Below are 14,599 nucleotides of genomic sequence, written 5' to 3'. Positions count from 1 at the left end.
CTAGTACAGCGGCGCTCAAATCTTTGTAATGGTGCTCATGCCATCAACGGTTTCCCTTGATACGTCCAACGGAAAGGTTTGGCCATGGTGGCATTGAAGTAGGCGATGAAGGCCAGCAACTTGGCACGCAAGTCCTCCTTGGACAGGAAGTGCCCGCGCTTGATCACCTTTTTGACCAGGATGCCGAACCAGATTTCGATCTGGTTCATCCAGGACGCGTGCTTGGGGGTGTAATGGAAGACCACGTTGTGGTCGGCCTGAGACAAAAACGCTTCGCGCGAGGCCATCGAGTGGAGGATTCCGCGTTTGCCTTTGACACCGAGGTCGACATCCACTCCGCTGAGGGTCGCCGTGAGACGCACCAGGGCTTCGGATTTGTGGGTATTGAGCTGGTCAAGCACCACGTGATACCTCCGGTAGCCGGGATAGGTTTTGAGCAACGCAATGATAAAAAAGCAAAAATCGTTTTCGGTGCGGGTGTCTCCGCAGTGGGCGAAGACGGAGCCAACGGCGATGTGCAGGGCGGCGATCAGGGTTTGGGTGCCATGTCGGGCATACTCGAATTCACGGGCGAGCGGCTTTCCGAACGACAGGGGCAAGTCCGGCGCGAGGCGCTCCAGGGCCTGGATTCCGGTCGCTTCGTCGACGCTGAAGGCGATCTCGTCGGAGGTGCCGGGAATGCGTTGGTACACGTCGCAAATGTCGGCGATGCGTTCATCCTTGCGTTCATCGGCCTTGGCGTTGAGCCAATAGCGGCTGCGGTGCGGCTGCAAATCCTTTTTTTTAACACTTTGCGCAGATAGCCGGCCGAGAGCCGGGCCACGATCCCTTGCCGGATCGCTTCCTGTGCCAGTTCCCGGCTCGCCCAATGGGTGATGGGGCGACCGTCTTGCTCCGGCGGCTCACAGGCCAACGCCAGGATCTGACACCACTGCTCGGGGGTGATGGTGTCCGGACGCCCGCTGCGGGGCAAATCGGCCAGTCGCTCCGCCAGGGGATCCATCGCCCGCTCGATCCAGCGCTTCGTCCAGGTCGTCACCTCCGCCTGAGTCACCCCCAACTGGTCGGAGATGGCCCGGTTGGTGGCCGCCTCGCCGTTGGCAAGGAGGATGATCCGGGCACGTTTCGCCAGATGTTGGGGGGTGGTCTGCTGGCGGATCAGGGCTTCGAGCGTGGTCCGTTCTGACGCAAGCAGGTTAATGCGGTAACGGGGTTGGCCAATCATACTGACTGTACTGTGCGAACATGAAAGTCAATAGGGTACCATTGAACGCCAAAGCCCTTACAGTGACTTTGGCGCCGCTGTACTAGCCTCAGTTGGCGGCGACCATTCAAGGAAATTATTCTCGGCCAAATCCTAAGGCCATTCAGCTCGATGACCATGGACGGGTGACCGGCTTCGCCATGAACGATCGCTGCGCCGCCGGCTGTGGGCGGTACCTGGGCTATGTCGCCGAGGAACTCGGCGTGTCCTTGTCCGCATTGGGTGAGTTGGCCTGCGCCGCCTGCCACCATGTTCCGGTGACCTCCACCTGCACGGTCTTCGCCGCCGCCGAGCTGCGCGGGCTGCTGCATGCGGGCGAGCACACCGAGGCGGTGTTCATGGGCGCCCATCGCGCCATTCTGCTGCGCGCCTTCTCGCTCCTGGCCCGCTGCGGGGGCGTGCGCGATGAATTCGCCATGACCGGCGGCGTGGCGCTGAATCCAGCCATCCAGCGTTTGCTGGTTGAACTGATGCCACGCCACTATCCGGACATCCTCATCAATCTTCACCCCGATTCCATCTATGTCGGGGCCTATGGCGGTGCCTTGATGGCGCTGGAGATACTCTGATGCTATGCGGCTGCGATGTAGGGAGCAGCGCGGTCAAGCTGGTGGTCCTCGACCCGTCGGGCAGCGGGCCGCCGCGCTTTGCTCACCTCGAGCGGATCCGCAAGCGCAGCCCAGAGGCGGTGGTGCGGGCCTGTTTCGCGGCGGCGGAGCATGCCAGTTTTCCCGCGTCCTGCTTCGACGCCATCACCGCGACCGGCGACGAAAGCGCCGTGCCACAGCGAACGGGGCACTTCTTCGTCATGACCTATCATGCCCGCGCGGCCCGCCAGTCCTGCCCCGAAGCGCGCGCCCTGCTCGACCTGGGCGCGCTGCACCTGCGGGCCATCGCCTTGGATGCCCGTGGCCGGGTGGCGGACTACCGCATGACCGGCCAATACGCCTCTGGGGTCGGGCAGTTTGTGGAGAACATCGCCCGCTATCTGGGACTGAGTCCGGAACAGATGGCGCAGCATTCACTGGAATCGACGCATCCGCCCCGCCTGTCGACGGTCTGCACCGTTCTGGCCGAGACCGACATCATCAACATGGTCGCACGAGGCATCCCCCTGCCGGACATCATCCGCTCGATCCACGACATGATCGCGCGGCGCGCCGTCAAGCTGATCGCCGGGATGCCGGTGCAATCGCCCCTGGTCCTGACCAGCGGTTTGGCCAGTGGCCGCGGGCTTCGACGGGCACTGGAGACCAACCTCACCGAGCGCGGGCTGAGGCTGGATCTGCGGGTCGCCGATCATGCCGTCAATGCCGGCGCGATCGGCGCCGCGCTCTGGGGTGGCTGGCGACAGCGCCGCAGCCGTTAGCGCTCGGGAGCCGATCCCGTCTCCGCCAACCGCAGCAGCAGGTTCCCGGCGACCTGGCGGCGGTAGTCCGCGTCCGCGCGCAGGTCGTCGATGGGTGCGACCGCGCGTCTCGCCAGGACGGCCGCTTCACTGAGGACCGACAGCGAGAGTGGCTGGCCGATCAGGTGGCGTTCCACCTCTGGAACCCGGATGACGGTCGGTCCCACGCTGCCCCAGGCGAAGGCCGCATGCTTCACGCGACCCGCGGGGTTGGTCTGAACGAGAGCCGCCAGGCTGACGAGCGAGCAGGCCAGGGCATTGCGCAGTCCGACCTTCTCGAAGTGCTGCACCGACCCGTGCGGTGCGCGCCGGACCCGAACGGCGGCGAGGATCTCGCCCGATTGAAGCGCTGTCCGCCCAGGGCCGAGGATGAAGTCGCGCAGCAGCAGGCGGCGCTCGCCCCCGGCGCTCCAGAGTTCAACCTCGGCGTCCAGCACGTAGAGCGGCGGCAGGGTATCGCCCGCCGGCGAGGCGGTGCAGAGATTCCCGCCCAGGGTGCCCATGGCGCGGATAGGCGGTGAGCCGAGCGTCTGGAGCGCCTGGGTCAGCACCGGCAAGACCGCACGCACCTGGGCATCTTCCAGCAGCTCGCGATGGGTGCAGCCAGCACCCAGTCGCAGCCCGTCGTCATCCGCGGTGACACCGCGCAGTGCGTCGATGCGGCCCAGATGTATGAGGATCGCGGGGTCGAGCAGCCCGGCGCGGCGCTTGACCAAGAGATCGGTGCCGCCGGCATACAGGTGGGCGGACGGCTGCTCCCGCAGGGCGGACCAGAGTTCGGGCAGGCTGGTCGGAATGAGTACCTGGGTCATGCATCCTCCCCCTCGCGCATCCGCCGCGCCGCCGTCTCCACCGCATCGACGATCATCTGATAGCCGGTACAGCGACAGAGGTTGCCGCTCAGAGCGACGCGAATCGCCTCGCGGGTCGGGTGTGGCTGGCGGTTCAGCAGATCAACCGCAGCCAGGATCATACCAGGCGTGCAATAACCGCACTGCACGGCACCCTGGTCGATGAAGGCCTGTTGGACCGGATGCAACCGACCATCCTGGGCGAGTCCTTCAATCGTGGTGAGACGGCAGCCGTCCAGTTGCGCCGCGAGCAGCAGGCAGGACAACCGCGCCTCGCCATCGACCAGGATGGTGCAGGTGCCGCACTCGCCCGAGCCGCAGCCCTCCTTGACGCCGGTGAGACCCAGATCCTCGCGCAGCAGATCGACGACGCGCCGGTCTGGCGCGACCTTCATCTCCCGGGGTGTGCCGTTGAGGATGAGATGGATCTTCATCGCGGCGCGTCGTCTGATGCAGAAGGTGCCGCGACCTCGGCCACCAGGCGTCGCGGCTCCAGGGGTGACTGGCTCGGGCAGCGACCCAAGGCCGCCTCGACCGCGCTGGCGATCGCCGGAAGCGGGCCGTTGATCCCCACCTCGCCGATTCCCTTCATGCCGAAGGGTCCGGTGTCCTCCACCGTCGCGACGGCGAGCGATGCGATGTCCGGGACATCCAGGCTCGTGGGCAGGAGATAGCGCGCGAAGTCCGGGTTGAGTATCCGTCCCTCCTGCAATCGCAGCTCCTCGCAGAGGGCATAGCCGATGCCCTGCGCCACCGCCCCCTGGATCTGTTGATCGAAGTTGCGCGGATTGAGCACCCGCCCCCCATCGGTGACCGCCAGATAGCGGCACACCTCCAGCTTGCCGGTGAGTGTGTCGATCTCGACATAGGCGAGGTGGGCGGCATAGGCAAAGAGGACATGGGGGAAGCCGATGACGAAGGCCTTGCCGGTGTCGGGCACCTCCTGGGAGACCGGCATCACGAACTGCTCGATGCTGACCCGATCGGTCTCTGGCAGCATGGCGGCGAGCCGTGCCAGCGGGAGATCGCGGCCTGTCGGCAGGTGTCGCACCCGTCCAGGGAGCAACGCCAGACCGCTCGGCTCGTCGACCATGAGTAACAGACTCGCCCGGTGCAGCAGTTTGGCGCGCAGGGCCTCGCAGGCGCGCACCAGGGCGTTGCCGTAGCTGTAGGTGGTGCGCCCGGCGGACGAAGACCCCGATGGCAACGCCCGCGCGGTGTCCGGTTGCACCAGTTCGATGGCATCGGCCCGCTGGCAGAGGATCTGACCGGCGATCTGGGCGAAGGCGCTGGCGTTGCCCTGGCCCATGTCCGAAACGGCTGAATCGACGCGAAAGCGCCCGTCCGGCGTCAGCGCGATCTTGGCGATGGCGGCATCCGGCAGGCCGCGCCCGTAGCCCATGGCGTTGAAGACGGCCGCAACCCCGACACCACGCCGCTTGAGAGGCGGTGCCTGGTCGGGCCAACGGTCGCGCTCCAGCCACAGCGGATGGCGGCTTAGCGTCTCCAGGCAGGCCGCGAGACCGGTGGAATGGACCAGGGTGACCCCTGCGGCGTTGCGATCGCCCCGGCGCAGTGCGTTCTGTCGGCGCAGATCCAGACGGTCACGCCCCAGCGCGGCGGCCAGGCGATCCAGCATCCGCTCGAAGCCGAACGACGCCTGACAGACGCCGAAGCCGCGCATCGCCCCGCCGATGGGGTTGTTGGTATAGACGGCCCAGCCCCGCATCCGGGTATGCGCAATGCGATAGGGACCGCCCGCGTGCTCCAGACCCAGTTCCATGACCTCACCGCCGAGATGCGCGTAGGCGCCGGTGTCGAAATAGAGCTGGCAGTCGAGTGCATGCAGGGTGCCATTGGTCAGTGCCCCGAGCCGGTAGCACAGACGCGCCGCGTGGCGCTTGTAACCGGCGATCATGCACTCCTCGCGCTCCCACACCATCTTCACCGGGCGTCCGCCGACGTGCAGCGCCGCCAGTGCAAGCAGACACTGCACGGTGGCGCCGTCCTTGCCGCCGAATGCGCCGCCCAGATAGGGGCTGATCACGCGGATTCTCAGGGGATCCAGGCCTAGGGCATGGGCAATCTCGAAACGGTCTCGAAAGGGTGCCTGGGTCGAGACGGTCAGCGTCAGGATCCCGTCCGGCTCCACTTGGGCCACGCCGTTCTGGGTCTCCAGAAAGCCGTGATCCTGGAACGGCAGATCGAAGGTCCCCTCGACGATCGCCGCGCAGACGTCCCAGGCCGAGGCCGTGTCGCCGGTGCTGATCTCGGCCTCCAGCAGGACATTGCCGCCCGGGTGCAGGGTCGGGGCATCGGGACGCAGCGCCGCCGCGATGTCGAAGACACCGGGCAGGGGCTCCAGGTCGGGCTCGACGAGCGCAAGCGCCCGGCGCAGCGTCTCGCGATCCTCCGCCAGCACCAGCGCGACCGGATCGCCCCAGTGGCGGACATGGTCCTCGACCAGCACCGGCTGATCCTTGTGGACGATTCCCTGGCGATTGGTGCCGGGGACATCCGCGGCGGTGAGCACCGCGACCACCCCCGGCAGCGCACGCGCGGCCTCAATCGCGACGCCACGCAGCCGCGCATGGGCCAGACCCGCGCGTCTGGCACCGGCCCACAGCAGCCCCAGTGGGTAGTGGTCGATCGCGTAATGCTCCGCCCCGATGACCTTGGCCCAGGCATCGGCGCGCGGCACCGAGGCGCCAATCTCCAGCATGGGTGACTGCGGCGGTCCCAGCTCGGGTCTTGCGCTCCGCTCAGTCATGGCGCCCCTCCCCCGCCGGCAGGCGGACGACCGCCAGCAGGGCCAGGGCGATCACCAGGAGCGCGGCACAGAGGCCCAGCAGTTGGCCCACCGTGCCGCCCGCAGCCAGTAAGGCGCCGCCGAGCCAGGGGGTGAGAAAGAATCCGGCATCCATGGTGAACAGCCCCAGGTTGGTGTTGACGCCACGCAGCGCAGGCGTCGAGGTCAAGAAAATCGCGGCACTCAGCAGCGGGAGCGCGATGCCGACGGTGATCCCATAGGGAATCGCCAGCAGCGTGAGCCAGAGGCTGGCATCGGCCAGGGCGAGCCCGAGAACGCAGCACGCCAGGCCCGCCAGGGCGAGCCGCAGCGCCAGGAGCTTCGGCAACCGATCGAGCACGAGACTGCCGAGCAGTCGCGTCGCGATCATGGCACCAGTCGAGAGCATGAAGAAGAGGCCCACGCCCTCGGTGCCGAACTGGCTCGCCAGGGTCTTGATGAAATAAAAGACGGCGCTGTAGCCGAGATAGATGCAGAGGCTGACGCCGAGCAGCAGGGGCACCCCGGACTGGCGCCGGACCTCGCGCAAGGTCTGACGATCGGGGCGGCGCGTGAGGGTCGCGTCCATGTCGGCCACCGCGGCACGCAGGCGACCGCGCGCCTGGAGCAGCAGGAGGATCGCCGGCAGCGCCAGCCACGCGACCCCCGCATAGATCTCGGCGGCGCTCGCGACCTGGGGCAACAGCCACTCGGTCAGAGGCGGCATGAGTGCATAGGGCAGCAGACTCGCCAGACTGAAGAGACTGAATCCCTGGGCACTGCGGTCCTCCGGGATGAAGCGCACCACCAGGGTGATGCTGGCGGAGACCAGCAGCACGAAGGCCGCGCCATGCAGGATGCGCAAGGGAATGAGCCAGGGCACCGTGAGCGCCCACTGGTAGCTCACCAGGGCCAGCACCAGGAGCAGCAGCCCAATCAAAAGGGCGCGCGCCGCGTTGGCGACGCTGATCACCGGGATGAGAAACAGGCGCAGCGCGAAGGCGGTGAAGGGCTCCAGGCCGAGCAGCCAGCCGCGCCAGGCCGGCGGGATGCCGATGGCTTCCAGATGGCCGTAGAACCCATAGAAGACCGCCATGTTGCAGAAGGCGAAGCAGGAGATCCCGCACAGCAGGACGAACTCCCGATTCAACAAGGGACGCGCGACGCCGCCCATGCTCAGCGCACCAGTGTCCGCAGCGCGCCCACGAATCCCTCCATGACCTCCAGACCGGCGAGGCTGACGCGAATCCAGTCGGGAAAGCGAAAGCCGGTCATGGCGCGGATCATGAACCCCTGCTGCATCAGGCGCCGGTAGGCCAGGGTGTCGCCCATGGGCAGGCGGAGCATCACGAAGTTGCCCTCGCCAGCGACGAACGGCAGGCCGAGCGCCCGCAGTTCCGCCGTGAGGAAGACCCGACTCTCGCGCACCAGGGCGCGCGTGCGTTCCAGATGGTCGTCGTCGTCCAGCGCGGCCTCGGCGGCAGCCTGGGCCAGGGTGTTGACGGAATAGACGATGCAGGTTCGCCGAATCGCGTGTACGACCTCCGGCTGACCCGCCAGATAGCCGATGCGCAGCCCGGCGAGTCCATACATCTTCGAGAAGGTGCGAAAGACCACCAGGTTGGGATACTGGTCGATCAGCCGCATGCCATCGGGGAAGTCATCGGCTTCGACGAATTCGCAATAGGCCTCGTCCACCACCAGGATACAGCGCCCGTCGATGCGCTCCAGGAGCCATCGCAACCGGTCCGATCGCCAATAGGTGCCCGTTGGATTGTTGGGGTTGCAGACGCACACGACCTTGGTCCGCGCGTCGATCGCCGCCGCCATCGCCTCGGCGTCGAAGGCGAGATCGCGCAGCGGGATGAGTCGCGGCTCGATCCCGGAGAAGGTGGCCACCCACTCATAGACTGCGAAGGTCCGGTCGGCGGTCAGGATGTTGTCGCCAGGCTCGCAGAAGGCCTTGATGACGAAGGCGATCACCTCGTTTGCCCCGTTCCCGACCAGGAACTGGTCCGGCTGCTTGCCAAAGCGTGCCGCCAGCTTGCGGCGCAGGTCATAGGCGTCGCCGCTCGGATAGAGGGCGGCGCGCGGCGGCGCGAAGTCACGGATCACGGCCTGTGCCAGGAGCGGCGGACCGAGCGGGTTCTCGTTATTGTTGAGCCGATGCAGGTGCTCACAGCCATAGAGCCGCTTCAGCTCGGCGTCGGGCTTGCTCGGCGTATAGGGCTCGAAGTGGCGGACGTACTGGGGTTGCAGTCGCTCCAGCGATGGCTGGTTCATGACGCAAATGGTCTCATGGCCGACCCTGTCCATCGTGCTGGAGGGTCAGGAGATCGCCCTGTCCCGCATGGGGCAGTAGCACGCGCGGCACGAATCCGCAGTCCAGCAGGGCCGGACCGAAGCGCGCCTGCCAGGACAGCCCCAGGTCCAGCTCCATCAGGAGATTGCGCAGACCCTCCTGGCGCAGCACCCGTACATGCTCGCGCACCACCTCCGGCGCATCCGCGCCCCACCAGAGCGGCGCCAGCCTGGCCTCGCTCGCGGCGCGGTTCAGTGTTGCCGCCAACACGGCGTGGGAGGAGGCCAGTTCGCCTTCGTCGGCGACTTCGTAGAGATCGCGGGCGAAGGCAAGCCGGGCGTACTCCTCAATCAGAAAGGCACGCAGCACGGGATGGGTCCAACTCACCGCCCCGGCGTCTTCCTCCAGATGTCGGTAGTGCACCGGGATCTCCAGCGCCTTGCCATCCGCCGCGTCGTGCCGCAGGGTTCCCAGGATCTCGAAAAAGCCATCTGGGAGCACCGGCACGGGATGTCGATTGAGCAGCCCGATGCAGGAGGAACGGGCCAGACGGCCCAGGAGGTGCTCCAGCAGGAGTCGCGCCGTGGCCGACGGCTGGCCGGGCAGATAGGGTCCGAGACACTCCACCAGCCGTTCGTTGCGCCAGCGCCAGAAGAGTCCACCACCGATCCGCCCGGCTGGATCGACCGCGATACAGGCCTGGTAATGCCCGGCGGCCACCATGTCGAGCATGCGACCGGGACGCGCGAGATCCAGCGGCAAGTCCTCGCCCAGTTGGCCGTGCAGCCCCTGGAGCAGAAGATTCAGCTCCGCCGCGTCGGGCGCGCGGCAGGTCACGGCTGGATCCGCGGCGGGTAGGGCGGCGGCGGCTGCGGGCTCCGGATAGACCTTGTCCTTGCTCAGAACCAGGCGCAGCTCGCCCGCGTGTCTGGATAACTGGAGCCGATCGACGATCCGCGCCGCGATCAGCAGGCCAATCGCGTCCGCAAGATCCTCCTGATCGAGATCGAGCGCGACCCGTGAGGTCAAATTGAGCCAGCGCAGATCCAGCGCCTCGGTGTCCAGGACGAAGGCGAGGCTGACCTGATAGCCTCGGCCCTCGCACGCGACGCGCAGCGCCCGTGCCCGGGTCTCACCCTTCGCGAGATAGGTCAGGATCTCCTCGGCGGCGAGCGTCAACGCCAGTGCCTCACGCTCGCCGAGCCCCAAGGCCAGCGCCGACAGCTCGACATAGGCGGTGAGCAGCGGCAGGAAACGCGGCTCGACACTGATCTCGAGTGCGGTAGAGGCGCGATTGGCGGAGGCGGTGTCCATGGATGCATACAACCCCATTGAGATGGGCTGGACCGAGCGTCCCCCGAAGCACTTTGCATCTTCGCGGGTCAGCCGTTGGTACCGACGATTCTAAACCGGAAATCGCGCGTGGGATACCAGCGCCCTGATCCTCCAGCAATTCTCATTTTGGCATTTTCAGCCGGTTTTTGGCTTCGGGGCTGGCAGCTCGAAGCTGGCGAGCATGAACGTCATCAAGTCACTCCAGGTCTCGAAGCAGAGATATAGCCGTTTCCGGGCTCTCCACTTAACTGGAGTTTCTCCATGGACGGTCTGCCGGAGGGCGTTCGAGGCTTGTTGGATGTCCGCGCGCCTTTGGTGACGTGGGTGGAACTGTCCGTGGTCGCTGGGCTGCAACGAGATCTTTGTCACGCACCGGTTCATGCACAACGGCGAGTTCGAGCACTCGGTAAAACACCATCCCGCGGCGGAGAGAACGGCGACGATTGAAGCGGAAGACGAACTCGTTCAGGTCGCTGGCCAGGTGCGCCCTGTCCACGGCGCCTTGGTGAGTACCCAGCAGCCATCGCTTGGCCAGCGAAGCGACTCGGTGTACTCCAGGCAGCAGATCCTCGGCGTCTTCCGAACCGACCCGAGCCGCACGTTGACTGCGCCGCTGGTGAACGTCGCCGAGCTGATCCAGCCCACAGTCGCCTGACCAGCCATCGGTGATGACCGTGGCTCCCGGCGTGACGAAGTCTGTCACGAAGGGATGAAGTGAGGCCGCCGAGGCATCGGCTAGCGGCCGCATCCGGCATCGGCCGAACCCTTTTGGTTCCAGGATTTCCACGGCAATGCCAGTCAGAACTTTCTTGCCATGGGCGCGTCCGCCCGGCAATCCCGCCTCTTCCCCACCGATGTCAGTCTCATCCACCTCCACCCTTCCGCTCAGCCGATCCCTGCCCGGTCGCACCAGCACCGAACGCAGCCGATGCAACATGGCCCATACCGTTTTAGCGATTCGGCATTTAAAGTGAACAAAAGAGGAGGATCTTTTGGTCTGTGACCGGAATTATCCTTCTTATTATTTCCTATCTTAGGTGATTTCCGAGTAACAATTTACCCGTTTAGGCCACATAAGCCTCCAACAGACTGACATGATCGAGAATGCCCGTGCCCTCCGAAACCGAACCGACGGTCCTGACATTGCTTCCCTCGCAAATCGAAGATTTGCAATTCGCGAGTTCGAGTATGACAGGAGCCACGCGTCGCGCCTTCCAGGCCAAGATGACACTGAAAGATTGCGCGGGCCATGCCCGCCAAGCAGAGCGGGTGTTCGGCTGGGGCCGCAAAACTGTCCAACTCGGCCTTCATGAGCAGCGCACCGGCGTGACCTGTCTGGGCGCACAAGACGCCTTCTGTGGCAAACGGCTCTGGGAGGAGCAGCACCCGGACGTGGCAAGCGTCTTGTGGGACTTGGCGCGGGCGCAGTCGCAACAGGATCCCACCTTCCGCACCGCGTTGTCGTACACCCGATTGACGGCGGGGGAAGCGCTGAAGCAGTTGCATCAACGCGGCTTTGCCGAAGACATGCTGCCCTCTGCGACGACGATGGCAGAGGTGCTCAACCGCAACGGCGACCGGCGACGCCCGGTGCTGAAGGCCAAGCCCCAAAAAAAATTCCTGAAACCGACGCGATCTTCGCCAACATCAAGGAAAAAGACGGTCAGTCGATGACGGACGACACCACCAAGCGCATCCGTATCGATTGCAAGGCCACCGTCAACATTGGCGCCGATTCCCGTGGCGGCAAGACGCGGGGAGACAACCAGGCGGCCGATCATGACATGGGCTGCAAGGAAAAAGACACGCCCTTTGGCATGATTGATGAGGACACGGCGCAACTGGCCCTGCTTTTTGGCAGTTCCGCCAAGACCAGCGATTTCATCGTCGACAGTTTGGAGCACTGGTGGAAACAACTCCCGCTGGCCGAACGCGACGACGTGACCTTGCTCCAGATCAAGCTCGACAACGGTCCGGAAAGCAGTGGCCGACGCACCCAGTTTCTCCACCGGATGGTGGCGTTTGCCGACACCATCGGTCTCCCGATCCAACTCCTCTATGACCCGCCGTACCACAGCAAAGACAATCCGGTCGAGCGTTGCTGGGGCATTCTGGAGCAACACTGGAACGGCACGCAATTGGTGGATGTCACCACGCTACTTGAATGGGCCAAGAGCATGACCTGGAAGGGGATCAAACCCCTCGTGGACATCAGCCGCAAGGTCTATGCGAAAGGCGTTACCCTCACCAAAGGGGCCATGAAAGGGGTCGAAGCGCGCTTGGAACGCAACCCCAACTTGCCCAAATGGGACATTCTTATCCGGCCCGATTGCGGGTAAGTTCTTTCGCGTAAATCGCCTAAGGCGCCACCGAGTCGGCCTCCAGCGGCGCGAGCCGAAAAGCCGGGGTCATCGGCTCCAGGGTCGCCAGGCGCTGTCCCTCCTGAACCAGGCCATAGGACAGCAGTCCGCGCTGTTCCAGGCGATTCAGCAGGTAATACAAAGTCGCGCCCGCGACGTCCGGTTCGGCCGCCTGAGCGCGCGCGATCAGATCATCGGCCAGCCCACCGGTCTCGGCCAGCGCTTGCAGCAGAGTGCGCGCCGCCGGACCGGGCGCGCGATGGCGCAACGCCGACTCCACGCCTCGGGCGATCAACCAGTCCTCACCCTCGGTGAGGAGACGCGCGCCAGGGCAAAAACGAAGGTGGAAATTGGAATTCATCGCGATGAGTGTCCATAGGTATCGATCGACAAGGCGATCTCTTCAAGAACCAGCGCCAGTTCAGCGCCCTTCAGTCTGAAGTCTTCGCCTTCCCGGTCGAAATTCGTGACCGTCCAGGATTGGACGATGGCGCTGTATTGCTCAATCAGATCAATCAGCATGCCGTAGCGCGCCCAGTTTTTCATGCCATCCGCGCAACGCGCGATCGGCAAACTCCCAATCCAGCAGGTCGTCATCGGCCGCGAAATCTTCCTGGTTTTTCATGGCGAGCATGCGCCGCTGGAAGGCGTCGAACGGTTCGGCATATTTGGCCTCGAAGAGTGCACACTCCGTCTCATACCGACTGATCTTGGAGAGTGCGAGCAAGATAAGATGCTCTTTGAGCACCTGCGATTCAGTCTCGCCAGCCTGTTTCAGCATGTCCGCAACCGTCATTCTTGCGTCCCCCTGATTCGTTGACGCGCCTCGCGCGCGGTTCAAAAAAAGATCGGAATTGGATTGAGTTCATCCTCGGTCAGCGCCCGTTCCAGCCAGCCCATGGCCACCGGCACCTCGTACAACCGCCCCGGCCCAAAACGCGCCCAGAAATGGCGCAGCCCCGGCACGATGACCTTGACGACCGGCATCCTGACATCGGCGCGGGTCTGATCCAGCACCAGCACCTCCATCCCGCGCGCTTCGACGATGGCGCGGCAGGTGGCAATGTCCGCGAGCAGATCGCCGCTGTGACGCTTGGGAAAATCCGCCAGCGCGCGCGGCGGCGTGGCCGGATCGGGGGCCAGATAGGGCTGATTGTCCAGGGTCGCCGTGGTCAGCCAGTACAGCGTCTCGGCATCCTCGATGGGCAGTTCGCCCGCCTCCTGGCCCTCGCTTGCCAGACCCAGCATCTGGTTCATCTCGGCGAAGGCGCGTTGCAGCGCGATCCGCGCATCCAGATGACACCCCAGACCGAACAGCAGGCGCTCCTGGGATCCGTCGCGCAATCGCGACACTGCGACAAAGGCCGGAATCCCCAGGTCGCTGGTGACATCCAGCGCCCAGGTATCGCGCCCGAGTCCGTCGTAATGCTCCGCCAGATCCAGCAGATAGGGTTCGCCGAAGCTCGCGATGTCGACGCCCGGCACGCGCCGCCGGTTGTACCACCAGAGCGCCACCGCATCGCGCTCGACCAGCTCGAACAAGCCCTGCAACACCGCCTCCTCCAGGTTATTGCCCGAGGCGTTGCCGTTGGAGCAACCCATGGCGAAGAAGCGGTCGCAGTCCGCGCTGGCCGGCGAGGCGTAATAGAGCAACTGGGTCGGCAGGTATTTGTACCCTTCCTGCGTCAGCGACCACACCGGCGTCCAGTCGATCGGCAGGGTCTCGTCGAGCGGTTCGGGGACGCGGTTGAACTTGGAGCCTTTCGCGTTCCAGGCGTCCCGTTCGGCCAGTTGGCGGGCGCTGTAGCCCATCACCGCGTTGGGGTGGATCACCGCGTCGCCGTGGCGCTCGCGCATCTCGCGAACGCTGGCGGTGACGATCGTCTCGTCGCCCTGCCGCCCGCCGCTGTAACGCTCGATGGCCTCGCACAGCGCGCTCGCCTTGGCCTGCGTCTCGGTCACCCCCTTGCCCGCGCTGGCATTGCGCAGACCGCGCTTGAGATGCGCGAGCGAGTCCAACCGCAAGACCGAATTGTGTCCGGCGACATAGACGTGCGCGATGCCCTGGGCCGCGTGGACTGGCGTAAGCTGGCTCACGACACCGGCGATGGGACTGACCAGGGGCTCGTAGTCGCGCAGCGTCTGTTCCGGGGCGACGCTGCGATGTCCGCCGTCCTGCATGAAATGCACCTTGCGCGAGACCAGCGCCACGGGACGCGGCTCCGGTGCGGACGACTGACCGCACACCGGACAGGCGGGATCGACCAGCAAACGATGGGTGCGCATCGCCA

The 14,599-nt window shown here is 65.3% G+C and carries 14 protein-coding genes and 2 pseudogenes; 3 read left to right on the top strand and 13 right to left on the bottom strand.

The annotated features are described in order from the left end of the window. Positions 1 to 35 precede the first annotated feature (35 nt). On the bottom strand, positions 36 to 869 hold the full coding sequence (locus CCR95_RS11635; RefSeq protein WP_242523200.1) for a transposase: 834 nt from the start codon (positions 867 to 869) through the stop codon (positions 36 to 38). After that, positions 845 to 1,003, bottom strand: a pseudogene (locus CCR95_RS26345) (hypothetical protein); the annotation flags it as partial. The pseudogene CCR95_RS26345 and the gene CCR95_RS11635, both read right to left, overlap by 25 nt. Positions 1,004 to 1,317: 314 nt before the next feature. On the opposite strand from CCR95_RS26345, the gene CCR95_RS11630 reads away from it, so the two are divergent. Further along, positions 1,318 to 1,833 carry a BadF/BadG/BcrA/BcrD ATPase family protein gene (locus CCR95_RS11630; RefSeq protein WP_276570256.1) on the top strand — a complete coding sequence of 172 codons (516 nt, stop codon included), beginning with the start codon at positions 1,318 to 1,320 and terminating at the stop codon, positions 1,831 to 1,833. Next, positions 1,833 to 2,633, top strand: coding sequence for a BadF/BadG/BcrA/BcrD ATPase family protein (locus CCR95_RS11625; protein ID WP_201094464.1), 801 nt, complete (start codon positions 1,833 to 1,835; stop codon positions 2,631 to 2,633). Before CCR95_RS11630 ends, CCR95_RS11625 begins: the two co-directional genes overlap by 1 nt. On the opposite strand, the gene CCR95_RS11620 is transcribed toward CCR95_RS11625, so the two are convergent. From CCR95_RS11620 to CCR95_RS26340, 7 genes are all read right to left on the bottom strand, one after another. Then, a complete protein-coding gene (locus CCR95_RS11620; RefSeq protein ID WP_201094463.1) occupies positions 2,630 to 3,484 on the bottom strand; it encodes an FAD binding domain-containing protein in 855 nt (284 codons plus the stop codon). The genes CCR95_RS11625 and CCR95_RS11620 overlap by 4 nt on opposite strands. After that, entirely contained in the window at positions 3,481 to 3,957 is a 477-nt protein-coding gene (locus CCR95_RS11615; protein ID WP_201094462.1) for a (2Fe-2S)-binding protein, read from the bottom strand. Before CCR95_RS11615 ends, CCR95_RS11620 begins: the two co-directional genes overlap by 4 nt. Further along, complete coding sequence (locus CCR95_RS11610) at positions 3,954 to 6,293, bottom strand: xanthine dehydrogenase family protein molybdopterin-binding subunit (RefSeq protein ID WP_201094461.1); 2,340 nt, start codon at positions 6,291 to 6,293, stop codon at positions 3,954 to 3,956. The genes CCR95_RS11615 and CCR95_RS11610 overlap by 4 nt, the downstream gene beginning before the upstream one ends. Continuing rightward, the gene (locus CCR95_RS11605) at positions 6,286 to 7,485 is read right to left on the bottom strand and encodes an MFS transporter (protein ID WP_201094460.1); all 1,200 of its coding nucleotides are present in this window, start codon (positions 7,483 to 7,485) and stop codon (positions 6,286 to 6,288) included. Before CCR95_RS11605 ends, CCR95_RS11610 begins: the two co-directional genes overlap by 8 nt. A gap of 2 nt (positions 7,486 to 7,487) precedes the next feature. Next, the gene (hisC, locus tag CCR95_RS11600; RefSeq protein WP_201094459.1) at positions 7,488 to 8,594 is read right to left on the bottom strand and encodes a histidinol-phosphate transaminase; all 1,107 of its coding nucleotides are present in this window, start codon (positions 8,592 to 8,594) and stop codon (positions 7,488 to 7,490) included. Between the two features lie 13 nt (positions 8,595 to 8,607). Further along, positions 8,608 to 9,927 (bottom strand): ATP-binding protein, encoded by a 1,320-nt coding sequence (locus tag CCR95_RS11595; RefSeq protein ID WP_201094458.1) that lies wholly within the window; start codon positions 9,925 to 9,927, stop codon positions 8,608 to 8,610. A 265-nt stretch (positions 9,928 to 10,192) separates the two neighbouring features. Next, positions 10,193 to 10,885, bottom strand: a complete 693-nt coding sequence (locus CCR95_RS26340; RefSeq protein ID WP_420825655.1) for an IS1595 family transposase — start codon at positions 10,883 to 10,885, stop codon at positions 10,193 to 10,195. 167 nt (positions 10,886 to 11,052) lie between these two features. On the opposite strand from CCR95_RS26340, the pseudogene CCR95_RS26580 reads away from it, so the two are divergent. Then, positions 11,053 to 12,287 (top strand): annotated as a pseudogene (locus CCR95_RS26580) (ISAzo13-like element transposase-related protein). A gap of 19 nt (positions 12,288 to 12,306) precedes the next feature. Here the strand turns inward: CCR95_RS26580 and CCR95_RS11580 are convergent. The 4 genes from CCR95_RS11580 to CCR95_RS11565 form a co-directional block, all read right to left on the bottom strand. After that, a complete protein-coding gene (locus tag CCR95_RS11580; RefSeq protein WP_201094456.1) occupies positions 12,307 to 12,669 on the bottom strand; it encodes a hypothetical protein in 363 nt (120 codons plus the stop codon). Beyond that, positions 12,666 to 12,830 carry a hypothetical protein gene (locus CCR95_RS11575; protein ID WP_201094454.1) on the bottom strand — a complete coding sequence of 55 codons (165 nt, stop codon included), beginning with the start codon at positions 12,828 to 12,830 and terminating at the stop codon, positions 12,666 to 12,668. The genes CCR95_RS11580 and CCR95_RS11575 overlap by 4 nt, the downstream gene beginning before the upstream one ends. Continuing rightward, positions 12,820 to 13,104 carry a hypothetical protein gene (locus CCR95_RS11570; RefSeq protein WP_201094452.1) on the bottom strand — a complete coding sequence of 95 codons (285 nt, stop codon included), beginning with the start codon at positions 13,102 to 13,104 and terminating at the stop codon, positions 12,820 to 12,822. Before CCR95_RS11570 ends, CCR95_RS11575 begins: the two co-directional genes overlap by 11 nt. Positions 13,105 to 13,145: 41 nt before the next feature. Next, on the bottom strand, positions 13,146 to 14,599 hold a 1,454-nt coding region (locus CCR95_RS11565; protein WP_201094451.1), incomplete at its 5' end, for a TOMM precursor leader peptide-binding protein.

This window comes from Thiocystis minor (assembly GCF_016653465.1).
Taxonomy (GTDB): domain Bacteria; phylum Pseudomonadota; class Gammaproteobacteria; order Chromatiales; family Chromatiaceae; genus Chromatium; species Chromatium minus.
Note: the sequence above shows the minus strand (reverse complement) of the source record. Positions and strands in the feature narration are given on the sequence as shown.

Coding starts and splice junctions, on each gene's coding strand:
- CCR95_RS11625 (WP_201094464.1), top strand. CDS start 1,833: ATGCTATGCGGCTGCGATGTAGGGAGCAGCGCGGTCAAGCTGGTGGTC.
- CCR95_RS11620 (WP_201094463.1), bottom strand. CDS start 3,484: ATGACCCAGGTACTCATTCCGACCAGCCTGCCCGAACTCTGGTCCGCC.
- CCR95_RS11615 (WP_201094462.1), bottom strand. CDS start 3,957: ATGAAGATCCATCTCATCCTCAACGGCACACCCCGGGAGATGAAGGTC.
- CCR95_RS11610 (WP_201094461.1), bottom strand. CDS start 6,293: ATGACTGAGCGGAGCGCAAGACCCGAGCTGGGACCGCCGCAGTCACCC.
- CCR95_RS11605 (WP_201094460.1), bottom strand. CDS start 7,485: ATGGGCGGCGTCGCGCGTCCCTTGTTGAATCGGGAGTTCGTCCTGCTG.
- hisC (WP_201094459.1), bottom strand. CDS start 8,594: ATGAACCAGCCATCGCTGGAGCGACTGCAACCCCAGTACGTCCGCCAC.
- CCR95_RS11595 (WP_201094458.1), bottom strand. CDS start 9,927: ATGGACACCGCCTCCGCCAATCGCGCCTCTACCGCACTCGAGATCAGT.
- CCR95_RS26340 (WP_420825655.1), bottom strand. CDS start 10,885: ATGTTGCATCGGCTGCGTTCGGTGCTGGTGCGACCGGGCAGGGATCGG.
- CCR95_RS11580 (WP_201094456.1), bottom strand. CDS start 12,669: ATGAATTCCAATTTCCACCTTCGTTTTTGCCCTGGCGCGCGTCTCCTC.
- CCR95_RS11575 (WP_201094454.1), bottom strand. CDS start 12,830: ATGCTGATTGATCTGATTGAGCAATACAGCGCCATCGTCCAATCCTGG.
- CCR95_RS11570 (WP_201094452.1), bottom strand. CDS start 13,104: ATGACGGTTGCGGACATGCTGAAACAGGCTGGCGAGACTGAATCGCAG.